Annotated in this window: 17 protein-coding genes and 1 pseudogene; 9 read left to right on the forward strand and 9 right to left on the reverse strand. The window is 70.3% G+C overall.

Annotated features, from left to right (window positions below):
• Positions 1-77: 77 nt before the first annotated feature.
• A complete protein-coding gene (locus AC07DI_RS27955; RefSeq protein WP_478906760.1) occupies positions 78-1,256 on the forward strand; it encodes an exonuclease SbcCD subunit D in 1,179 nt (392 codons plus the stop codon).
• Positions 1,253-4,420: an AAA family ATPase gene (locus AC07DI_RS27960; RefSeq protein WP_478906762.1), complete on the forward strand. Its 3,168-nt coding sequence runs from the start codon at positions 1,253-1,255 to the stop codon at positions 4,418-4,420. Before AC07DI_RS27955 ends, AC07DI_RS27960 begins: the two co-directional genes overlap by 4 nt.
• Positions 4,421-4,746: 326 nt before the next feature.
• Here the strand turns inward: AC07DI_RS27960 and AC07DI_RS27965 are convergent, their stop codons facing one another.
• Positions 4,747-5,184 (reverse strand): hypothetical protein, encoded by a 438-nt coding sequence (locus AC07DI_RS27965; protein ID WP_478906764.1) that lies wholly within the window; start codon positions 5,182-5,184, stop codon positions 4,747-4,749.
• A gap of 16 nt (positions 5,185-5,200) precedes the next feature.
• On the reverse strand, positions 5,201-5,953 hold the full coding sequence (locus tag AC07DI_RS27970) for a peptidase inhibitor family I36 protein (protein ID WP_478906766.1): 753 nt from the start codon (positions 5,951-5,953) through the stop codon (positions 5,201-5,203).
• 416 nt (positions 5,954-6,369) lie between these two features.
• Between AC07DI_RS27970 and AC07DI_RS27975 the strand changes: the two genes are divergently transcribed.
• From AC07DI_RS27975 to AC07DI_RS27990, 4 genes and pseudogenes are all read left to right on the forward strand, one after another.
• Positions 6,370-10,809 (forward strand): golvesin C-terminal-like domain-containing protein, encoded by a 4,440-nt coding sequence (locus tag AC07DI_RS27975; protein ID WP_478906768.1) that lies wholly within the window; start codon positions 6,370-6,372, stop codon positions 10,807-10,809.
• 117 nt (positions 10,810-10,926) lie between these two features.
• A complete protein-coding gene (locus AC07DI_RS27980; RefSeq protein WP_478906770.1) occupies positions 10,927-11,115 on the forward strand; it encodes a hypothetical protein in 189 nt (62 codons plus the stop codon).
• Positions 11,116-11,232: 117 nt separating this feature from the next.
• On the forward strand, positions 11,233-11,361 hold the full coding sequence (locus tag AC07DI_RS27985) for a hypothetical protein (protein ID WP_384252975.1): 129 nt from the start codon (positions 11,233-11,235) through the stop codon (positions 11,359-11,361).
• A 159-nt stretch (positions 11,362-11,520) separates the two neighbouring features.
• Positions 11,521-11,625: pseudogene (locus AC07DI_RS27990) on the forward strand (SbcC/MukB-like Walker B domain-containing protein); the annotation flags it as partial.
• Between the two features lie 90 nt (positions 11,626-11,715).
• Here the strand turns inward: AC07DI_RS27990 and AC07DI_RS27995 are convergent.
• Together AC07DI_RS27995 and AC07DI_RS28000 are read right to left on the reverse strand one after the other, a co-directional pair.
• On the reverse strand, positions 11,716-12,084 hold the full coding sequence (locus AC07DI_RS27995; protein WP_478906772.1) for an STAS domain-containing protein: 369 nt from the start codon (positions 12,082-12,084) through the stop codon (positions 11,716-11,718).
• Positions 12,081-13,475 (reverse strand): PP2C family protein-serine/threonine phosphatase, encoded by a 1,395-nt coding sequence (locus AC07DI_RS28000; protein ID WP_478906774.1) that lies wholly within the window; start codon positions 13,473-13,475, stop codon positions 12,081-12,083. The genes AC07DI_RS27995 and AC07DI_RS28000 overlap by 4 nt, the downstream gene beginning before the upstream one ends.
• 383 nt (positions 13,476-13,858) lie before the next feature.
• On the opposite strand from AC07DI_RS28000, the gene AC07DI_RS28005 reads away from it, so the two are divergent.
• Positions 13,859-14,299, forward strand: a complete 441-nt coding sequence (locus AC07DI_RS28005) for an ATP-binding protein (RefSeq protein ID WP_478906776.1) — start codon at positions 13,859-13,861, stop codon at positions 14,297-14,299.
• Positions 14,300-14,491: 192 nt separating this feature from the next.
• Here AC07DI_RS28005 and AC07DI_RS28010 read toward each other — a convergent pair whose 3' ends face one another.
• Positions 14,492-14,974, reverse strand: a complete 483-nt coding sequence (locus AC07DI_RS28010) for a hypothetical protein (RefSeq protein ID WP_478906778.1) — start codon at positions 14,972-14,974, stop codon at positions 14,492-14,494.
• A 320-nt stretch (positions 14,975-15,294) separates the two neighbouring features.
• Between AC07DI_RS28010 and AC07DI_RS28015 the strand changes: the two genes are divergently transcribed.
• Positions 15,295-16,695, forward strand: a complete 1,401-nt coding sequence (locus AC07DI_RS28015; RefSeq protein WP_478906780.1) for a serine/threonine-protein kinase — start codon at positions 15,295-15,297, stop codon at positions 16,693-16,695.
• A gap of 111 nt (positions 16,696-16,806) precedes the next feature.
• On the opposite strand, the gene AC07DI_RS28020 is transcribed toward AC07DI_RS28015, so the two are convergent.
• Positions 16,807-17,253, reverse strand: coding sequence for an Lrp/AsnC family transcriptional regulator (locus tag AC07DI_RS28020; RefSeq protein WP_384252960.1), 447 nt, complete (start codon positions 17,251-17,253; stop codon positions 16,807-16,809).
• Between the two features lie 103 nt (positions 17,254-17,356).
• On the reverse strand, positions 17,357-18,094 hold the full coding sequence (locus AC07DI_RS28025; RefSeq protein ID WP_384252957.1) for a S1 family peptidase: 738 nt from the start codon (positions 18,092-18,094) through the stop codon (positions 17,357-17,359).
• A 486-nt stretch (positions 18,095-18,580) separates the two neighbouring features.
• On the opposite strand from AC07DI_RS28025, the gene AC07DI_RS28030 reads away from it, so the two are divergent.
• Positions 18,581-19,069: a rhodanese-like domain-containing protein gene (locus AC07DI_RS28030; protein WP_478906783.1), complete on the forward strand. Its 489-nt coding sequence runs from the start codon at positions 18,581-18,583 to the stop codon at positions 19,067-19,069.
• A 138-nt stretch (positions 19,070-19,207) separates the two neighbouring features.
• Here AC07DI_RS28030 and AC07DI_RS28035 read toward each other — a convergent pair whose 3' ends face one another.
• Together AC07DI_RS28035 and AC07DI_RS28040 are read right to left on the reverse strand one after the other, a co-directional pair.
• Positions 19,208-20,926, reverse strand: coding sequence for a DUF885 domain-containing protein (locus AC07DI_RS28035; RefSeq protein ID WP_478906784.1), 1,719 nt, complete (start codon positions 20,924-20,926; stop codon positions 19,208-19,210).
• Between the two features lie 35 nt (positions 20,927-20,961).
• Positions 20,962-21,474 carry an Lrp/AsnC family transcriptional regulator gene (locus AC07DI_RS28040; RefSeq protein ID WP_478906786.1) on the reverse strand — a complete coding sequence of 171 codons (513 nt, stop codon included), beginning with the start codon at positions 21,472-21,474 and terminating at the stop codon, positions 20,962-20,964.
• Positions 21,475-21,510 lie beyond the last annotated feature (36 nt).

The raw sequence follows: 21,510 nt of genomic DNA on the forward strand, positions 1-21,510 counted from the left end.
CCGGAATATCCCGGAAAAGGAGCGGTTGCGGGAGTGGCCGCCCGTGATGTCCGACCCGCCCGTTAGTCTCGTGGTCCATGAGGCTGCTGCACACGTCCGACTGGCATCTGGGGCGATCGTTCCACCGCGTGAACATGCTCGACGCCCAGGCCGCGTTCATCGGGCACCTGGTGGCGACCGTGCGCGAGCGCGCCGTGGACGCCGTGGTGGTGGCCGGTGACGTGTACGACAGGGCGGTGCCGCCGCTCGCGGCCGTCGAGCTCTTCGACGACGCCCTGCACCGGCTCGCGGACCTCGGCGTACCGACGGTCATGATCTCCGGGAACCACGACTCGGCACGCCGCCTCGGAGTCGGCGCGGGCCTCATCGACCGCGCCGGCATCCACCTGCGCACCGACCCCGCCGCCTGCGCGGACCCGGTGATCCTCGCCGACGCCCACGGGGACGTGGCGTTCTACGGCCTGCCCTACCTCGAACCCGCCCTGGTCAAGGACGAGTTCGGGGTGGACAAGGCGGGGCACGAGGCGGTCCTCGGGGCCGCCATGGACCGGGTGCGCGCCGACCTCGCCACCCGCGCGCGCGGCACCCGCTCCGTCGTCCTCGCCCACGCCTTCGTCACCGGTGGCCGGGCCAGCGACAGCGAGCGTGACATCACCGTCGGCGGTGTCTCGGCCGTGCCGTCCGGCGTCTTCGACGGCGTCGACTACGCGGCACTCGGTCACCTGCACGGCAGCCAGACCCTCGGCGCGCGCGTGCGCTACTCCGGGTCCCCGCTGCCGTACTCCTTCTCCGAGGCCGACCACCGCAAGAGCATGTGGCTCATCGACCTCGGCCCCCAGGGGGACATCGACGCCGAGCGCGTCGACTGCCCGGTGCCGCGCCCGCTGGCCCGCATCAGAGGCACCCTCGACGACCTGCTCGACGATGCCGGCCTCGCCCGCCACGCGGAGGCATGGGTCGAGGCCACCCTCACCGACGCGGTACGCCCCGACGATCCGATGGCGCGGCTCTGTGAGCGCTTCCCGCACACCCTCAGCCTCGTCTTCGACCCGGACCGGGCCCCCGACGACCCGGACGTCTCGTACGCCCAGCGGCTCCAGGGCCGCAGCGATCAGCAGATCGCCGTGGACTTCGTGACCCATGTGCGCGGCGCGGGCCCCGATGAAGAGGAGCAGGAAGTGCTGCGTTCGGCGTTCGACGCGGTCCGTGCCGACTCCGCCTTCGTCGAAGAGGGCCTCCGCGAGGTCGCCCGATGAGACTCCACCGGCTCCGTATCACCGCCTTCGGGCCCTTCGGCACCACCCAGGACATCGACTTCGACGACCTGAGCGCCGCCGGGCTGTTCCTGCTGCACGGCCCGACGGGCGCGGGCAAGACCTCCGTCCTGGACGCCGTGTGCTACGCCCTCTACGGCTCGGTGCCGGGGGCCCGGCAGGGCAGCGGCGGCCAGGGCATGTCGCTGCGCAGCGACCACGCCCAGCCGGGCACTCGTACGGAGGTGTGCCTCGAACTCACCGTCGCCGGACGACGCCTGGAGATCACCCGCCAGCCTCCGTGGGCGCGCCCCAAGAAGCGCGGCACCGGCACCACCACGGACAAGGCGCAGAGCTGGCTGCGCGAGTACGACACCGGGGCGGTCCGGGACGCGACCGCGGGCACCACGGGCACGGATGCGGCTACGGGCGCGGGTGGCTGGAAGGACCTCAGCCGCTCCCACCAGGAGATCGGGGAGGAGATCAACCAGCTGCTCGGCATGAGCAAGGAGCAGTTCTGCCAGGTCGTGCTGCTGCCTCAGGGCGACTTCGCCCGGTTCCTGCGTGCGGACGCTGAGGCGCGCGGCAAGGTGCTCGGACGGCTCTTCGACACGTGGCGGTTCGCCGCCGTCGAGCAGCGTCTCGCCGAGCAGCGACGCGCCACCGAGGCCGAGGTCAAGGACGGGGACGCGGCACTCCTCGCCGACGCGCACCGCATGCAGCAGGCCGCGGGCGACGACAGCCAGGGAGCCGAACTGCCCCTGCCCGACGCCGCCCCCGGCGACCCGGGCCTGGCGGACGCCGTCCTCACCTGGGCCGCCGTCGCCCGGGCGAGCGCCCGCGAACGCCTCACCGTCGCGCGCTGCGCCCTCTCCACGGCCGAATCCGCCCAGGCCGCCGCGGAGCGCCGACTCGCTGACGTACGCGAACTCGACCGGTTGCAGGGCCGGTTCGCCGAGGCCCGCGAACGCGCCGCGCGGCTGAACGAGCGCGAGGACGAACAGCGCGAGCTCGACCGGCGTCTGGAACGGGCCCGCAAGGCCGAGACGGTGGCGCCCGCGCTCGGCCTGCGCGACACGGCCGAGGCGGAGCACCGCCACGCCACGGAAGCCGAGACGCGCGCGCGTGGCCGGCTGCCCGAGACGTTCGCCGCCTCCGGCGCGGCCGGTCTCGCCGCCGCCGCACGCACGGCGGCCGAGGAGCTGGGGGCCCTCGCGTCGGCCCGGCGCGCCGAGCGGCGGATCGCCGACATCACCGCCGAACGCGCGACCCTCGACCGCCAGGAGCGCGCGGACGACGAGCTGCTCCAGGACGCGACGGCCTGGCTCGACGGCTGGGAGGCGGCCCGGGCCGCGCTCCAGGAGCGCATCGAGTCCGCCCAGGAAGCCGCGACCCGCGCCGAGCGTCTTGCGGGCCGCCTCGAACCGGCCCGGACCCGGCTGGACGCGGCCCGCCGCCGCGACCGCCTGGCCCAGGACGCGGCGGCGGCACAGGAAGACGCCCTCGCCGCCCGCGAGTCCGCCACCGCGGCCCACGAACACTGGCTCGCCCTCAAGGAGCAGCGCCTCACGGGCATCGCCGCCGAACTGGCCGCGCACCTGACCGACGGCGAGCCGTGCGCGGTGTGCGGGGCGAAGGACCACCCGGCGCCCGCGCGGAAGGTCGCCGGGCACGTGGACCGCCAGGCAGAGGAGGCGGCGCTCGCCGCCCACCGTCGCGCGGTCGATGCCCGCGAGGAGGCCGAGCGTGCCCTCGGGGACGTACGCGCATCCCTCGCCGCGGCGACGGCAGCCGCACGCGGCGGCCCGGCAGCGGAACCGGAACCGGACGGGGCGCCCGCAGCCACGGAGACCGCTGCCGCCGCCGACTCCGCGACCGGCACCGCGACCGGCACCGCCGAGGACCCCACCACCGACGAACTCGCCGCCGCCGTCGACGCGTTGCGGCAGGCGCACACCGAGGCCCGCGACCAAGCCTCCGGCCTGCACGCCGCCAGGGAAGCGCTGGCGCGGGCGGAGAGTGAGTACGACCGCAGGCTCGCCGGGCAGCAGGAAGCCGCCCGTCGCGTCGCGTCCCGGGCCACCCTGCGCGATGCCCTGGAGCGTGAACAGGGCGCCCTGGAAGAGGAGTTGACCCGCGCGCGCGGCGCCAGCGGCAGCGTCGCGGACCGTGCCGCCCAGCTGGAGCGGCAGGCGGCGCTGCTCACCGAGGCCGCGGACGCCGCACGCGCCGCCGCCGACACCGCCGAGCGGCTCAAGGACGCGGACGCGCGCCTCGCCGACGCGGCCTACCGCGCGGGCTTCGACACGCCGGAGGCCGCGGCCGCCGCACTGCTCGACGACGCCACATACCGCGAGATCCAGCACCGCATCGACGCCTGGCGCAACGAGGACGCCGCGGTGCGTTCCGTGCTCGCCGAACCGGACACGGCCGCCGCCGCCCAGCAGCCCCCCGCCGACCTGCCCGCCGCGCGCGCGGCAGCGGAGGCGGCGGGCCTGCGCCTGCGGGCCGCCGCCTCCGCACGGGACGCGGCCGACCGGCGCTGCGCCGAACTGGACCGCCTCTCCGCCCGCTCACTCAGAGCGATGCGCGCACTGGCGCCCGTGCGGGCCGCCTACGACAGGGTGGCCAGGCTCGCCGGCCTCGCCGCGGGCACATCGGCGGACAACGAACGCCGGATGCGCCTGGAGTCGTACGTGCTCGCCGCCCGCCTCGAGCAGGTCGCCGCCGCGGCGACCGTCCGGCTGCGGAGCATGTCCTCGGGCCGCTACACCCTCGTGCACTCCGACGACCGCACCGGACGCGGCCGTTCGGGCCTCGGCCTGCACGTGGTGGACGCCTGGACGGGCCGCGAGCGCGACACGTCGACCCTGTCGGGCGGCGAGACGTTCTTCGCCTCGCTCGCCCTGGCGCTCGGCCTCGCCGACGTGGTCACCGACGAGGCGGGCGGCGTCCGGCTCGACACGCTCTTCATCGACGAGGGCTTCGGCAGCCTGGACGAACAGACCCTGGACGAGGTCCTGGACGTCCTGGACTCCCTGCGCGAAAGGGACCGCAGCGTAGGCATCGTCAGCCACGTCGGTGACTTGCGGAGACGGGTGCACGCGCAGTTGGAGGTGGTGAAGGGGCGCGCCGGGTCGACCGTGCGACACCGGGGCGGAGGGTGAGGTCTCAGATCCTCGCTACCGGATCATGCCCTGTCACCCCCGACTACTCCGCGACCGTCCTTGAGATTCTGTCCTCCGTCTGTCCCCCGGAGAGCCCTCTGTCCCCCGGAGGGCTTCAGGACCAGCTGCTGCGTCTACTTGATCCGCCAGTGTGACGTCCGTGCAGGTAGGCCCTCATGAAGGTTTTGCTTGACTATCGCCAAGAGTTCGCGGCGGAGACGGCAAGGCCCGCCATCGTCCACCAGGACTGACACCTCGTACGGTCCGGGGCACGGCGCACCGGGCGCGCCGTGCCCCGACTCCGCATCAGCTCAGAACTCCTCGGCTCAGAACTCCTCGTTGGTGACGAGGGCGTTGCCGAAGACGTCGTACACCGAGACGTAGCCCTCCTTGGAGTCCTTCCAGTCGTCGAAGGCCGCGGCGAGCGCGCGTGCGGTGGCCATGGGCTCCTTGACCGGCGTCGTCCCACCGTTGATGTCGGTGGAGATGTAGGCGTTGCCGGTTCTGCCGTCCCACTCGCCGATGACGCGCCGTACGCGGGACGCCGCCTTCTTCTGCTCCTGGGTGCCGTTGGCCTCGACCCACGCGCGGAAGTCGTCGGCGTTCTTCCGCGACTGCTTCTTGTCGGCGTCGGGCGGCAGGGTCTCCTGCTCGGTGGCGGTGCCCTGGGCCGTCGTGTCGGTCCACTCGCAGCCACTCGTGAGGCCGATGGCGACGCACGCGCCGAGGGCGAGCGCCGCGGATCGGATCAGCCGGGGGCGCATCACGCGCTCCTCCCTCTCAGAACTTGATCGCGTCGGCCTTGTCGTTCCAGTTACCACCGTAAGCGTAGGAAATCTTCGCAAAGTTCGGGTACCGGGTGTATCCGGCCCCGAGGAAGAGGTGCGGGTCGGGCATGCCGGTGCGGAAGTCGTACAGCTCCACACCGCGCTGGGGGCGGTTGACGTACGCGGAGGACGCCTTGTCCCGGAAGCTCGGGCTGTACTGGTCCAGGTGGCGGGTCTTCGCGGTGTCGTACGTCGGCCACTGCAGGCGACGGCCCTTGAAGTCCGCGTCCTGCCACAGGCACACCCAGCTCTTGGGGCAGTCCTGCCAGCTGCTGCGCAGGGCGGTGGCGGCCAGCGAGGCCTTCGGCGCGCTCTGGTCGGCCGCGCCCTCGCGCGCCTGCGGAGTCGGCGCGTGCTCGGCGAGGTAGGCGTCGGCCTCGGCCTGGTCGTCGAAGCACTCCATCGTGCCGTCCTGCGAGACCTCGGCGCAGACCTGCGCGCCGCCGAGGTCGTCGGACCGGGAGTCGATCTTCTCGCCGTGGTAGTACATCTCGACCTTCGGCGCGTTCTCCACCTCCTGGTGGACCTGCGCCTCCTCTTCGGCGGTCGCGGTGCCGGAGACGGCGCCAGGCACCTCGGGGAGGGAGCCGTCGGCGAAGGCCGGAGCGGCGGTGATGCCTGCGGTCGCGAGGGCGAGGGCGGCGGCGGTGGCGGCCATGGTGGTGCGGGCGCTGATGTGCACGGGTGTTCCCCAGAAAGACGTCATGTTCGAGCGGATCCACGGAGCTCCGGGTTCTCCGGGGCTCCGTGGATCCGATCAAGGAACGTAATGCGTGGAGCGCGCAGCGATCTAGCGGATGAATCCGCTTAAAGCCGACAAGTGCCACCCACCCCATCTGTGGCGTTAAGCATGGTTGTACGGCGAGGGATAACGGCCCCATCAAGATCGACTCACGGCACGGTCAAGCGCGCCGTGACGCGGCGTCACGCGGTGACGAGTCCTCATATGTCCGTCGTGGCACCCGGTTTACGGCCACCCTTATCCACGCCTTACGATGATCAATCCCATTTCCCCCACACCTCACAGCTTGACCGGCAACGCACCGACATCACGGGAGAAGACCCGTAACACACCATCGGTGCTGCTTTGCCATGCGCCAACTGTGAGAGGAAGAGCATGAGTTGACATCGCACATACGGAGACCGGCACGCGCCGGGATCGCGGGCCTCGCGGCCGCCGCGGTCCTGGCCGGGCTGATCCAGACCGGCACGGCCCACGCCGCGCCCGACGGCACGACCGTCACTTCCCAGCCGAAGTCGGCCGGAGACGGACCCGGTTCGGGTGCCGTCGCCGACCCCGACGAGAAGCTCGGCAAGGACTGGGACACCTCGAAGGACCGGGCCGTCACCGCCGCCGCCGACTCCGAGGGGCTGCGCATCCTCGCCGCCGCGTCGGACGAGGCGTACGCGTGGAAGACCGCCGCCGTCCTCAACGAGCCCGGAATGCCCGCCGATTCGTGGATCGGCAACCAGTGCGTCATGGACGACTCCCATGTCGCCGCCGTGTACGCGCCTCGCGCGTTCACCAACAAGCCGGACCTGATGCAGGGCGGCGCGTTCACCGCGATCGTGAACACGAGGACGGGGGACGTGACGAAGCTGCCGTTCACCGGCACCCTCGCCTACTTCGACCCCACCTGTAACACCACCACGCACACCGCGGCCTTCACCCAGTACCGCGACATGAACGACGTGTCGCAGGTCAAGACGCAGGTGATCACGGTGGACACGGCGGGCAGGGCCATCGCCAAGACCGGTGAGCTGCGCGGCCAGGTGTCGTCGGCGGCGCCCGTGAAGGACGGTGTGGTCGCCGGTCTTGGCCGCGACCTCGTCCACGTCGACGGCAAGGGCGAGATCCGCAAGGTCGCCGAGGGCGACAGCGTCCCCTTCGACATCCGCCCCATGGGCGGCGACCGCGTCGGCTTCGTGGACCGCAAGGGCACGAAGACGGCGCAGGCGAAGGTGTACGACGGGCACGGCGAGCCCCGCACCATCGCCACCGGCCGCCTCGGCGACCTCGGCCTCGAACCCGGCGCGCGGGGCCGCACCTTCCTGACCGGCGAGGCCAAGGACGTACGACTGCGGGACAGCGGGGTCACCCGGGTCGACGCGCCCGCCGACACCGACCTCTCCTCGCACGGCCGGCTCGCCGTCGAGCCCGTTCTCACCCCCGGCGTCCGCGCCGGACTGACACGCATCAAGGGCGCGGGCAAGGGCTTCGACAAGGCGAACGAGCCCCAGGCGGGCGTGCGTGCGCGCTCCGGCCGGGCCCCGGGCACCGCGGACGACGAGACCACCATCACGGTGACGTCGACCGCGACGACCACCGGCGAGAAGGTCGAGCAGCGGGTCGAGTCGGCGCAGCCGCGCACCACCGCGGGACTCTCCCCCGCCCTGACCGGCGACAGCAGGCCGCGCACGCTGACCCGCGCCTCGGCCGTCAAGACCGCGGCCGCGTCCGCGCCCGTCTCGCACGATCCCGTCGACACCGACCGCTGGTGCTCCGTCTCGCGCAACGACATGAGCGCCCAGGCGTTGCAGCCGACGCCGAACCAGGTGGAGTGGGCGGTGGACATGGCCGTACGCGGTGAGCTGCGCGCCAAGTGGATCCGCCAGGGCGACTACCGGGGCCAGGCGGGGCTCGGCACGATCGACCCGCAGGGCCTGTTCCCGCTGCCGAAGCTGAACGGGGGCGGCCGGATCCCGGCGAGCGTGCTCCTCGGCATCCTGGCACAGGAGTCCAACCTGTGGCAGGCCGAGTCCGGCGCGATCCCCGGCCAGATGGGCAATCCGCTCGCCGCCGTGGACGGCTACTACGGTCACAAGGCGAAGGACACGCTCCTCGGCTACTGGCGCATCAACTGGGACAAGTCCGACTGCGGTTACGGCGTCGGCCAGGTCACCGACGGCATGCGCCTGAAGGGTCACGAGAAGAAGGACGAGACGAGCCTCGACCCGAAGCTGCAGAAGGTCATCGCGGTCGACTACGCGACCAACATCGCCGCCTCCATGAAGATCCTCGCCGACAAGTGGAACGAGGTGCACAAGGACGGGCAGAAGATCACGGTCAACAACGACGATCCGTCCCGCATGGAGAACTGGTTCACCGCCGCCTGGAACTACAACCTCGGCTTCAACCCCAAGTCGGAGTCGGGCAAGAACGGCGGACACTGGGGCCTCGGCTGGTACAACAACCCGGCCAACCCCATGTACAAGAAGGGTGCCTGGGACCACCCGTTCATGGATGTCAGCCTCAACGCGAACAACATCCGTGACGCGGCGCACCCGCAGGACTGGCCGTACGAGGAGAAGGTGATGGGCTGGTCCGCCTGGTCCATCGACACCGGCTTCTCCTACGGCACGGACGGCAAGCAGGACTGGAAGGGCGAGTCCGGCTTCAACACCGCCGGGTTCAGTCCCGCGTGGTGGGCGAGCATCGCCGACCGTTCCCGCGTCAGCCCGCCGCTGGACACGTTCTGCAACAAGAAGAACAACTGCGACCCGGCCAACCCGGTCGACTGCCCGGACGAGGCCTGCTACCGGCAGTTCTGGTGGACGCAGGAGAAGGCGGTGTGGAAGCCCGACTGCGACCAGACGTGCGGGCACGAGAGCATCAAGTACGTCACGCTGCGCTCCGAGCCGGGCCGCGGCTACCGGCTGAAGAACGGCGACCCGGTGTGCGGGGGCGCCCCCGCGGGCTCCGACGTCGTCGCCTCCGTACCCAACGGAACGCCGACCTGGTCCACTTGCGGCAAGGCGTCCTCGACGGGCTCGTTCCAGTTCACCTTCCATCCTGACTGGGACAAGCACTACGAGGCCAAGGCCGATCTGCACTCCATCGGCGGCGGCCACGGCGGCCACTTCTGGTACACCCACACCCGTAACGAGGACCACCTCGGCGGCGACGGCAACCGGATGACGATCGAGGGCGAGTGGACGGCGGGCAAGAAGTACGACCTCGCCGCCGTCTACGCCTACGTCCCCGACACCGGGGCGCAGACCAGGCACGCGACGTACGTCGTCAGCGGCGCGTCCGGCGGCCCCTACGAGCGGGTCGTCGACCAGAACGCGAACAACGGCAAGTGGGTGCCGCTGGGCGCCTACAAGTTCACGGGCACGCCGAAGGTGAAGCTCACGAACTACACGAAGACGGGCACCGCGGACCGCGACATCGCCTGGAACTCCGTGGCGTTCAAGCCGATCAAGGGCAAGTTCGTGCACCGCTCGCTGACCGCCGCGGCGATCTTCGACCCGAACCAGGAGCTGAACTCCAACTGGCCGGTGTCGACCGAGATCAACTCGCCGGTGCAGTCGATGAAGGCGCTCTACGACTGGGGTCTCGGCCTCGCCGACCACGGTCCGCTGTGGAACAACCCGGAGGGCGCCGACGCCGTCGGCATGTCCGCCAAGGCGCGCTGCCCTTCGGCGAAGGCCGTCGGCGAGTGCACGGGCCAGAAGACGTGGGACGCGGCCGACAAGTGGGCCAAGGAGATCAAGGCGGGAGGCTGGAAGCCGCGCGCCGACGGCTCCGCCCCCACGCACTCCATCCCGCGATGGATGGCCATGTCCAACGAGCGGCCCGACCCGGCCGAGCCCGCGTCCAAGGCGTACGCGGACCCGAACAGCTACAAGATCAAGTCTGATGTGAACGTGACGTTCGTGGTCGGCGAGGACGGGAAGATCGTCGACGGCAGCGTGGGGTCCGACTACCGCGCCCGCGTCGGCAACGCCCACCTGCCGCACTTCGTCACGGACATCATGCAGGCGATCGAGGCGGACTACGGCATCCCGGCGCCGGACATCGACTACACCACACAGGACGCGCTCGAGTACGGCAACGTCCACACGTCCCACCCCTACAAGGACGGTGACACCCCTGGTCAGGCGTACTTCCCGCACTTCCGCGGCGCACGTCTGGACGACGCCAAGCAGTGCGTCGACTTCCGCGGGGTCGGCGGCGGTGTGCACGGCTACCGGGCGATGATCGGCCACAAGTCCGTCAACGACAACGTCAAGGCGTGGGTGGACCAGGTCAACAACGACCTGGAGACCAACCACACCGTGCGGCGGTTCGCCGGGGACGTCTACTCGATGTTCTTCAAGAACACCGGGAAGTGGAACAACAACATGTTCGGCTCCATGATCGGCAACGCCCCGCCGATCTGGCAGGACATCGCCGCGGCCTTCTGCGCCGACGGCTCCGTGAAGCCGACCCACCTGCAGAAGAACAGGGACGCCAACCCGTCCGACGGCATCGTCTTCCAGTCGTACATGCCGGACCTCTATCTGTACGTGGATGACCGGCTGACCGACAACCTCGGCCGGAAGTCGAACCACCGCATCAGCGGCGGCGACTGGCGGAACTTCTCCAACTTCCCCGCCACCGCGCCGAACGGCAACGCCTACGCCTCCTGCTCCGCCTACCACCGGGGCAGCGGCGGCAATCCGTGGGGCGTGGACGCCCCCGTTCCGTTGCTCGGGGACGGGCCGGGGAACCGTCCCGGCAGTGTGGTGCACTGTGACGAGCCGGCGAACAAGTTCACCGAGAACCTCACCCGGTGACCCGGAGTGGGTGAGTGAGCGCATGACCACCGACTGATCCGATGCACGAAGAGGGGAGACGGACCGGCCCGCACCGGCCGGCCCGTCCCCCCTCCGCACGTCTAGGGAGAAATCCTCATGGGCTTTCTGTACTTGGCCTTCTTCGCCGCGTTCCTCTACCTGGTGCCCGTGGCCCTGCTCTGCCGGAAGGTCGCGATCAGGACAACGGCGAAGATGGGCTGGACCATGGCTTTCCTGTTGATCATCTTCCCCGTCATCCTGCTGGTCATCGGCGGCGTGGTGGACGCCAAGGGAGCCGCGTCGTAGGCATCTGCCGCATCACGCGCAGAGGGAGCGCGGCATGCGCGTTCCTGGACCCGAGCCGAGAGCGGACGGCGGGGTGGGAGCCATCGCGGAGGCCGGGGGCCTGCACACCTACCAGCTGTGGCTGCACCAGGAGTACGGGCCCGTCGCGCGCGGCCCTGGCGGCGGCTGCTCCTGGAGGTGCTCGCCGGGCGGCCTTCCCACGAGCGGCACTTCGGGGAGTTCGTCTCGCTCGTGGAGGAGCCGTAGTACACGATGACGGGGGGACCAGGCACAGAACGCTGCTTGAGCGCGTTGTCCCCCGCACGTCCCCCCATCATGAGCAAGAGCCCCGAAACGACCAAAGGGGCTCTTTTCTTCCCTGTTTTGCCTGATCAGATGGGTCGCGCTCACAGTTGTCGAACTCGCGACCGCCTCTTCATCGACGAGGGCTTCGGCAGCCTGGACGAACAGACCCTGGACGAGGTCCTGGGGCGCGCCGGGTCGAGCGTACGACAGTGGGGCGGAGGGTGAGGTCGCAGATCCCCGCTACCGGATCGTGCCCTGTCACCCCCGCATGGAGCAGCGGCATCGGACACGTGTCCAGGAATACCCTCGGCCATTTCAGGCCGTCGTGCGGTTGTCCTGCTGTGTGGAGATCGCGGCTTCGACGCTGGCGTGGGCCGACAGGATGGTGTCCATCCCGGTGACGTTGAGCAAGCGGCTCAATCGGTCGGGGATCGCTGCCAGAGCCAGGGAGCCGTCGGCCTCCTTGGCGCAGCGCCAGATACCGATCAGGGCGCCCAGGCCTGAGGAGTCGCAGAAGGTGACGCCTGCCAGGTCGGCGATCAGGTTGGGGTGTCCGTCCGCGATGAGTTCGAGGGCGCGGGCTCGCACGGCGGGTGCGGCGGCGATGTCGAACTCGCCGGACAGCGTGATCACGGCCCGAGCGCCGTCGGTGTGCGGAACATCGATGTGGAAGGGAACGGTCATGGGTGTCGGTTCTCCTGTCCGACGGAGACGTCGGCGGTCGGGGCGGCGCTGTGAGCGGTGGTGGTGATGCCGGTGGGAGCGGTGTCCGCGGTGGGTACGGAGAGAGCCAGCAGGGCCACGTCGTCACGTTCGGTGTCGGGAAGGGTGTCCAGGAGTGCGACGGTGTCCTCGATCAGCGTGCCGGCGCTGACCGGCGTCGGCCGCTGGGCCAGGAAGTCGGTCAGGCCAGTGTCAGCGAGCATGTGGCCGTCGGCGGTGCGGGCCTCGGTCAGTCCGTCGGTGTACAACAGCAGTCCCTCGCCGGGTGCCAGGCGCAGGGTGCGTGAGGCGAAGGCAGCTTCGGCGAACGCGCCGACCAGCATGCCGCCCTTGGCCCGAACCGCCTTCGCCTGTACGCCGCCGCTCTCGGCGGGACTGAGATGGTAGGCGGGTGGGTGGCCACCGGTGGCCAGGGTGACCGTGAAACCGCCGTCCCGGGCGGGATCGAGCAGGCCGAAGACGGCGGTGCAGAAGCGGGTGCCGACCGCCGCGTCCAGCAGCAGCGCGGTGTTCAGGGCTTTGAGTGCGGCGGTGGGGTCCGCGTCAACGAGAGCTGCGGCCCGCAGCGTGTAGCGGGTCAGTGAGGTGACCGAGGCGGCTTCGGCACCCTTGCCGCAGACATCTCCGAGGAAGAACGCCCACCGGCCACCGCCGACGGGAAAGACGTCGTAGAAGTCGCCGCCCACTTCCTGCGGAGAGGCGGTCTTGTAATGGCAGGCCAACTCCAGGCCCGGCACCGCGGGCAACGCGGGAGGCACCAGGGTGCGCTGCAAAGTGGAGGCGAACGTGGCGATGGCCGCCTTGTCCCGCTCCGCACGCCGCCGGGCCTCGGCCTCCGCCTGGCGCTTGTCCTCCTCTACTTTGCGGCGCTCCTGCTCGGCGCGCACCACGTGCAGAGCCGACAGCCGCAGCTCCAGCTGGTCGCGCACCACTGCGGCCAGGTCCGCCAGCGTGGCTGCGTCAGCCTCGTCCAGTGCGCGGGGACGGGTGTCGAGGACGTTGACCGTACCCAGCCGGTACCCATCGGCTGTGATGATCGGAGCGGCGGCGTAGAACCGCACCCCCATCGGGCCGGCTACCAGCGGGTTGGAGCAGGCGACCGGGTCCAGCAGGGTGTCGGGGATGACGGTGGTGTCATCGGTGAGCACTGCCGATGCGCACAGGCCCGGGTCGCGGCCGATCTCGGTGACGCCTTCCAAGCCGTGGGTGGCTTTGAACCAGATCCGGTCCTCGTCCACGATCGTCACCGTCGCCACCGGCACCTCGAACAGCCGTGCGGCCAGCGCCGCGACCCGGTCGTAGGCGCCGTCCGGAGGGGTGTCGAGGATGTCGTAACGGCGCACTGCCGCCATCCGCGCCGCCTCGGCCGACGTGGCCGCAGGAGCGTTCGCTGTTATGGCAGGCGGGCTCGCTTGTTCCGGCATGTTCCTCGTCTCGTCATCCCCCCCAGGAGGCGCCGACCGAACGGTCAGCACCCCGAGAACCCTACCGAACACCCCTGGGCACCTGATTCCTCTGCTGCTTCCCAGGCCACACTGCGAGACCCTGTCATGCCTCACGTCAGCGGGAGAGTGGAGAGAGCTCACTGTCGACGCCGCCCTCGCTCTGCTCAGGTCCTGAGAGGCGTCCAACGCCGCCTGGTCCGCGCAATAGCCGGAAGACAGACATGGTGGCTCCGAGATCGGAAACCCGTACAACAGCCCTTCGGAGCCTCACGAGCAAAAGGGAGACGGCCATGGACGCCTACCGGAAACATCTACAAGGCGACGTCAGCCCGAGCAGCTTGGCCATCCAAGAGACATGGACTTTCGAGGGCGAACTGAGCGATGTGACCGAAGCGCGCGAGTGCGCAGCCACCCTTCTTCGCCGCCTGCAACTGGTGAAGCCACCGACCTCACCGGAGGCGTACGACGATGTGCTTCTGGTGATCACCGAGCTGACCTCGAACGCCTTCACCTATGCGCCCGGCCCCTTCAGCCTCCGTATGTGCGCAGTGGCCGACACTGTCGAGATCGCCCTCACTGATACCAACCCCACAGCTCCGAAGCCCCGTCCGCCCGATCTCACCGGTCGGGGCGGCATTGGATGGCACCTGATCAACACCCTGGCCGAGCAGACCGTCACCGTGCCGAACAGCGAGGGCAAGACCGTGCATGTCTTCCTCCCCTGGCGATGATGACTGCTAGACCAGATCCGTCAGACAGGGGAGAGGGCCCGGTTGAGAACCGTACTCGCAGACGCGTGTGGGCGAGACAGGCTGCTTGAGAGCCCCCTGCTGCCGTCAGCCGAACGTGACTCCTAAGGCTGGACGGAGTGCTCACGCCGGGCCGCGCAGGCGCGCCAGGGTGGGCGATCCATCAGCTAGCCATCAAGACTCCAGCTTCCCCTTGTTCCCCCGCTGCGAGAAGAACGATCCCGGACCGCCATACCAGCCCTCCTTTGGGGCTTCGACGACCTCGTCACGAAGAACCCAGATCTTGTTGCGTGAGTTCTCCATCGCCTGCGGAGCGTGGGCGAGCACGGACTCCAGCAGCCACACCTTCGATCCGATCAGCTCATATTCAGGCTTCGCCACCCGCCCCGAAGCGGCCTTCGCCGCCTGCGAGACCGCGATCTGCGTCTTCCTCGGCAAGAGCTCCGTGCATGTGCGGTCCGGGCCGGGCAGCGGCAGTGTTTCCCTGACCAAGGGCTCGGCATCGGTGTCCGCGGCGGCAATGCACGCGGCCGGCGTGGTGCGGGTGGACAACGTGTTCATGGGCACGGCCACCATCACTCCCGTGGCGAACAAGCCGACGTCCGTCACCCTGAACGGCGGCAATATCAAGGGCACGAGCTTCCCTGCCTTTGTCACGCCCAGCACCTCCGCGCCTGGCAAGGCCGACGTGGGCGTGGAGGCAGGGCGGGCAGTTGCCTGATCAGAACTGAGAAGTCTCGGGTGGCGCACGGGCGGTGGACGCCAGTCGCTCGGCGGCGCCCGGGTCGGGTCGTCCGCACGTAGCGAGGCGGTGGCTGGCTTGAAGAGCGCATCTGCTCGCGTGGACAGACGCTCGTAGAAGGCCGTCCGGTACGTGGTCGTTCCGTGATCCCCTTGCAGGCCGGGGCAAGAAGTCGCCTGATTCATGGAGTTGGGCCAGTAGCCGTCCTGCGAGGTCGCCCGGATATATTCCGTCCGTGGACGGCGATCACGGGCAACTCCTCGCGGACAGATACCGGCTGACTGATGTGCTCGGTCAAGGCGGGATGGGCGCGGTCTGGCGTGCCTACGACGAGCAGTTGGGGCGGGACGTGGCCGTGAAAGAGCTGCGCCTGCCTGAGCACCTGGGGGCCGAGGAGCGGGCCAATTGGATTGCCCGGCTGGAACGCGAGGCGCGGGCGGCCGCGCGGCTGAAGCATCCAGGCATCGTGACCGTCTACGACCGGATCGCCGGTGCGGACGGGCGGCCGTGGATCGTCATGGAGTTGGTGACTGGGGGGTCACTGGACGACCTGTTGCGCCAGCAGGGTCCCCTGGCACCGCAGCACGCTGTCGACATCGGGCGACAGGTGGCCGCCGCGCTGAGCGCCGCGCACCAGAGAGGCATCACCCATCGGGACATCAAGCCCGCCAACATCCTGATCGAGGACGGGCGGGCCGTCCTGACGGACTTCGGGATTGCGGCCCTGGAGGGCGACGCCACCCTCACGGCCACCGGAATGATCATGGGCACACCCGCGTTCATGGCCCCGGAGCAGGTGCGGGGTCTTCCGGCCACCGCCGCGTCCGACCTCTGGTCACTGGGGGCCACTCTCTACACCGCCGTGGAGGGGCGCCCGCCCTTCGCGGGGACGGCCCCGAGCGCCGTGCTGGTCGCCGTCGTGACCGAGGAACCTGCCCCTGCCGTGCAGGCTGGGCCCCTCGCTCCCGTGCTGGAAGGCCTGCTCCGCAAAGAACCGGCTGGGCGTCTGACCGTGCAGCAGCTGCAGGCCCAGCTGGATCAGGTGGCCGCCGCGCCGCCGACCCCTCACACGCCGACCGCAGACGTGTCCCATTGGCCCACGGCCCCCGCGCACCCACCCGCCATACCGTCGGCAGGTCCGGCGGGTCGGCCCGCGGCGCCTGCGGGACCGCCCGTCGTAGGCCGCCGTCGGGTAGCCCGTCGGGTCGCGTGGATCAGCGCGGCAGTGCTGGCCGCGGTGGCGTCCGCGCTACTGATCCCCAGTCAGGGGGATAACGATGCTTACCGGGAGAATCTTCAGGCAGCCGAAGCCATGGGCCATCCGCCGGACTACACCGTGAAATCCAAAACCCGTGTCGACGGGGACCGGGCGCGAATCGTCTACCTGGGAGGTCCCGTTACTGGCGCACCGAGCTCAGGACAAAAGGATGTGATCGGGCGCTGGCTGAAGGCGGTCCCGGGCGTCTCAACGGTCGGGATGCCCGGAGTGGACGCCACATGCATGACCGCGGAATCCGGCTGCATCTTGGCCGTCGACCTCAAGGACGACTACACCGAACCATCCGTCCTCTTCGCCCAGATCCACAAGGAGGACGGCAAGTTGGCCCTCCAGGTCACGGTCGGCCCCTTCGACTGAGTAATCGCCCACCGACAGCTGACATTTACACCAGCTTGTTGCCTCAGTTTGGTTGTGAAGGGGTGCGCCGGGGCGGCCGTGCGGCAGCGGGTGCGGTCTGAACCGCCGAGGTCAGCGTCCCAGTGGGCGGCGCGGCAGGGGCGAGGAGTAGACGACGCTCGTCGTCACCGAACCCAGCGCGCCGATCCTCCCCGAGACCTCCTCCAGGTGCTGCATCGAGCGTGCGGTGACCTTGATGACGAAGCAGTCGTCGCCCGTGACGTGGTGTGCCTCAAGGATCTCGGGGGTTGCGTCGAGCAGGTCGTGGAAGGGCTTGTAGTTGCCGTTGGGGTACCTCAGCCGGACGAAGGCGAGGATGGGGAGCCCCAGGCGTTCCGGGTCGACCACGGCCGCGTACCCCTGGATGACGCCCGCCTCCTCCAGGCGCCGCACGCGCTCGGTGACGGCGCTCGCGGACATCGAGACGGCGCGCGCCAGTTCGGCGTAGCTGGCGCGGCCCTCGCGCTGGAGGACTTCGAGTATGCGCCAGTCGGTGGCGTCCGTGGAATAACCGGTCATAGCGGAGAGATAACAGGGAAATCCCCGGCCGATCAAGAGGGGGCCGGGGACTCCGTGCGGGGCAGATGCGGGGCGGAGCGACGCTGCCGGGGCGAACGATGTGTCAGACGCCCGCGATGCTCTGGATCCAGGAGCGGTACGCCGTCACGTTCGTGTACGCGGTGGTGGTCTGGCGGTCACTGGTGGAGGCGACGCCGACCTGCACGCCGTTGCCCATCATCGGACCGCCCGAGTCGCCGCCCGCGGTGATGCCGTTGCCGCGCCGGGCGCAGATGGCCTGTCCCTGGTAGGCGTCGCGGCAGCCGCCCGTCACGACGACGTCGGCGACCTTCAGGAGTCGGGACTGGCAGTTGATCTCCTGGCCGCACTGGGAGGTCGCACCCCAGCCGTACACCTGCACGGTCTGGCCCACGGTGACGGAGCCGGGGGTGCCCAGGCGCGCGTAGGTGCCCGGCACGGAGCGGTCGAGGCGGACGAGGGCGAGGTCCGCGCTCGGGTGGGTCTGCACGCCGACTCCGTTGGCCGTGGTGCCGCCGGACGTCTGGTCGAGGCTGCCGATGCGGAACGAGAGGCCCCCGCCGCTGACGCAGTGCTTCGCGGTGAGGATCCAGGTCGGGGCGATGATCGTGGAGCTGCACGTCTGCTGGCCGTTGGAGAAGAGCCTGGCCGCCCAGGGCGCGTTGCTCGCGTAGCCGCCGCCGATGATCGGCCGGGAGGAATCGACGGACGCCATGGTGGGCGCGTCCGCGCGCGCCGCACTCTGGGCCGCCGCCGTGGGGGCCAGCCCCAGCACGGCGAGTGCGGTGGCTGCGAGCGCGGGGACGAGTCTGGATATTCGCACGTTCGTCTCCATTGTGTGGGGATGGAACGTCCTGGATGAGGACGGCACTGCATAGGTATGCAGTAGCTGCGCGGGCAGGGGGCGGGTATCCCCTGTCGCGAGCATGCCATTTCTGGCTGGGGGAGAATCTGGCAGAGGAGGCGTCGGCGGCGCAAGAGGTCGGGAGCCGCTGTCCGGATGGCGTCACTCCGGAAGGTGTGCGGGCCTGGCGCGGGGTGGCGGGTCGGGCCCGTAGGGGCCGGTGCTGGCCGCAGGGGATGCCTGTGTGATCTTGCGGCTTCCTGCATGGCGAATCTTGTTTCGGTTCGAACCATTCCCAAAGGGGAGAAGTGAGCCCCAGAGGAACTTCCCTTTGGGGCTGATCTGTTGTCCCGCGGAGGTATACGGCGCCTCTTCCTTCCATCGCCGGGGATTCGACGGCGTGGACGTCGAGACGCCGGGGATCGTCCCTTCAGGCTGCCGGTCGCCGCCCGTAGGTTTCTGGCCATGAACAACACGAACCCCCAGCTGATCGACAACCCCGTCCTGCGGGTCCCGCCGGCCTCCCCGGCCGCGGCCGCCGCGTACTTCGGGGCGAGCCTCGCCTTCCACGCCGACGTCTCCGATGTGGCGTCCGCGCTCGCCGCCGACGGCGATCCGGGCTTCGTCGTGGTCGACACCCGCTCCACCGCGTCCTGGGACCAGGGGCACATCCCGGGCGCGGTCCACCTGCCCACCGCCCTGATCCCCGAGCAGGCCGAGGCGCTGCTCGACAAGTCGGTGCCCGTGGTCACCTACTGCTGGGGTCCCGGCTGCAACGGCGCGACCCGCGCGGCGCTCGCCTTGGCCCAACTCGGCTTCCACGTCAAGGAAATGCTGGGCGGGTTCGAGTACTGGGCGCGCGAGGGCTTCGAGTTCCAGACGTGGGAGGGGCGCGAGCGGCGCGACCCGGACGAGCTGACGGCGCCGGTCGACGGGGCGCCCTGCGGCTGCTGAGAGGCCGGAGCGAGGGGCGGAAGGTCGCTTGCGTCGTTGACTTCGGTCATTGACCTCGATCGCTGACTGCGATCGGGCAGGCGGCGGGGCGGTGGGCGAGGCGTGCCGCGCTGCCATCCGCCCCACCGCCCCGGATCGTCACAGCTTCGACAGCTCGTCCACCAGGTCGTCGAGGCCCAGCGAGCCCTGCGAGAGCGCGGCCATGTGCCACGCCTTGGCGTCGAACGCGGCGCCGTGCCGCCGCCGCGCGTTCTCCCGGCCGAGCAGCCACGCTCGCTCGCCCAGCTTGTAGCCGATGGCCTGGCCGGGGATGGTCAGGTAACGCGTCATCTCGCTGGCCACGTACTCCGTGGGCCTGCTGCAGTGCGCGTCGTAGAACTCCTGGGCGAGATCCGGCGTCCAGCGCTCACCCGGGTGGAAGGGCGAGTGCGCCGGGATCTCCAGTTCCAGATGCATGCCGATGTCCACGATGACCCGCAGCGCGCGCATCATCTGGGCGTCGAGATAACCGAGCCTGCGCTCCGGATCGGTGAGGAAGCCGAGTTCGTCCATGAGCCGCTCCGCGTACAGCGCCCACCCCTCGACGTTGGCGCTGACCAGGCCGACGGTCGCCTGGTAGCGGGAGAGGTTCGCCGCGACGTGCGCCCACTGGGCGAGCTGCAGGTGATGGCCGGGCACACCCTCGTGGTACCAGGTGGAGACGAGGTCGTAGACCGGGAAGCGGGTGTCGCCCATCGTCGGCAGCCAGGTGCGTCCGGGACGCGAGAAGTCCTCGGAGGGGCCCGTGTAGTAGGGGGCGGCCGCGCTGCCGGGCGGGGCGATGTGGGACTCCACCTTCCGCACCCGTTCGGCGAGTTCGAAGTGGGAGCCGTCGAGGGCGTCGATCGCCTCGTCCATCAGCTCCTGCAACCAGACCCGGACCTCGTCCACACCTTCGATGTGGGCCCCGTGCTCGTCCAGATGGGCCAGCGCCACCCAGGGGGTGGCCGCGCCAGGCAGGACCCTCTCGGCCTCGGTCCGCATCTCGGCGAGCAGCCGGTGGAACTCCGACCAGCCGTACGCGTACGCCTCGTCCAGGTCCAGGTCGGCGCCGTTGCACTCGCGGGAGAGGAGGGCATAGCGGTCGCGGCCCACGATGTCGGCGGCGCCCTCGACAGCGGGTGCGTAGACGTCCCGCATCCAGTCGCGCAGCGCGACCACGGACGCGGTGGCCTCCAGCGCGGCGGCGTCCAGGTCGGCGCGCAGCGAGTCGGGACCGGCCGACGCGAAGTCCTCGAACCAGCCGCGCCCGCTCGCGCCGCCGCCGGCCTCGCCCACCCACTCGGTGAGCTGCCCGATGAAGGTGGCCGTCGGGCGCGGTGCGCCGAACAGCTCGCGCTCCAGGCCGAGTTCGAGCGATGCGCGGTAGCCGTCGAGCGCGGCGGGTACGGCGCGCAGCCGCTCGGCGATCGCCGCCCAGTCCTCCTCCGTCTCCACCGGGGTCACGTTGAAGATGCCCCGCACCTGATGCGGAAGCGTGTGCATGTTGCCGACGGCGCGCAATCCTTCGCCGGCCTCGTGGACGGCAAGCTGCGCGGTGAGCCGCTCCCGCAGCAGCCGTCCGCAGCGACGTTCTATCTCACTGTCCGCGCCGGGCCGCTGCTCCGCCTCGTCCAGCCGCGTCAAAGTCGTGCGCGCCAGGCGGGCGACGGCTTCCTGGCCGGCGGGGGAGGCGTCGGGGAGCCTGCTGTGGCTCTCCTTGACACCAAGGTAGGTGCCGGTGATGGGGTCGAGGGCGACGAGCTCGTCCACGTAGGCGTCGGCCACGGCGCGGGGGAGCGGGCCGGTGTTCGGCTGCGGGTTCTTCGTGTCTGACATGCGGACATCGTCGTACGTTCGAGGGGCCGGCGTCATCATAATTTGGCGGACGGATCCTGCGGGCTCTCGGTCGCGGCGTCGGGCGGCAGCAACGGACCGCACGCCCACTGCTGGAAGATCAACCGTGTCTCCACGCGCGCCACTTCCCGCCGTGCGGTGAACTCGTCGAGAACGAGCCGCTGAAGATCTGCGGGCCCCGCCACCGCCACGTGCACCAAGAAGTCCTCGGGCCCCGTGAGGTGGAACAGGGACAGCGACTCGGGGAGCGCCCTGACGCGCTCCACGAAGGGGCCCACCAGATCCCTGCGGTGCGGCCGGACCTGCACGGAGAGGAGCGCTTGAAGTCCACGGCCGAGCTTCGCAGGGTCGAGCCGCAGCTGATGTCCGAGAATCACTCCCGAACGCCGCAGCCGCGTCACGCGGTCCAGACACGTGGACGGCGCGACACCGACCTGGGCCGCGAGATCGCGGTAAGTGGTCCGGGCGTCGTTCTGCAGCAGGCGCAGTATATGGAGGTCCACCGGGTCCAGTGTGACGGAATCGGCCATCGGCCGAACGTAGCACGGCCCTCTGACACCGCTCCC

The organism is Streptomyces sp. NPDC044106 (genome assembly GCF_056433985.1).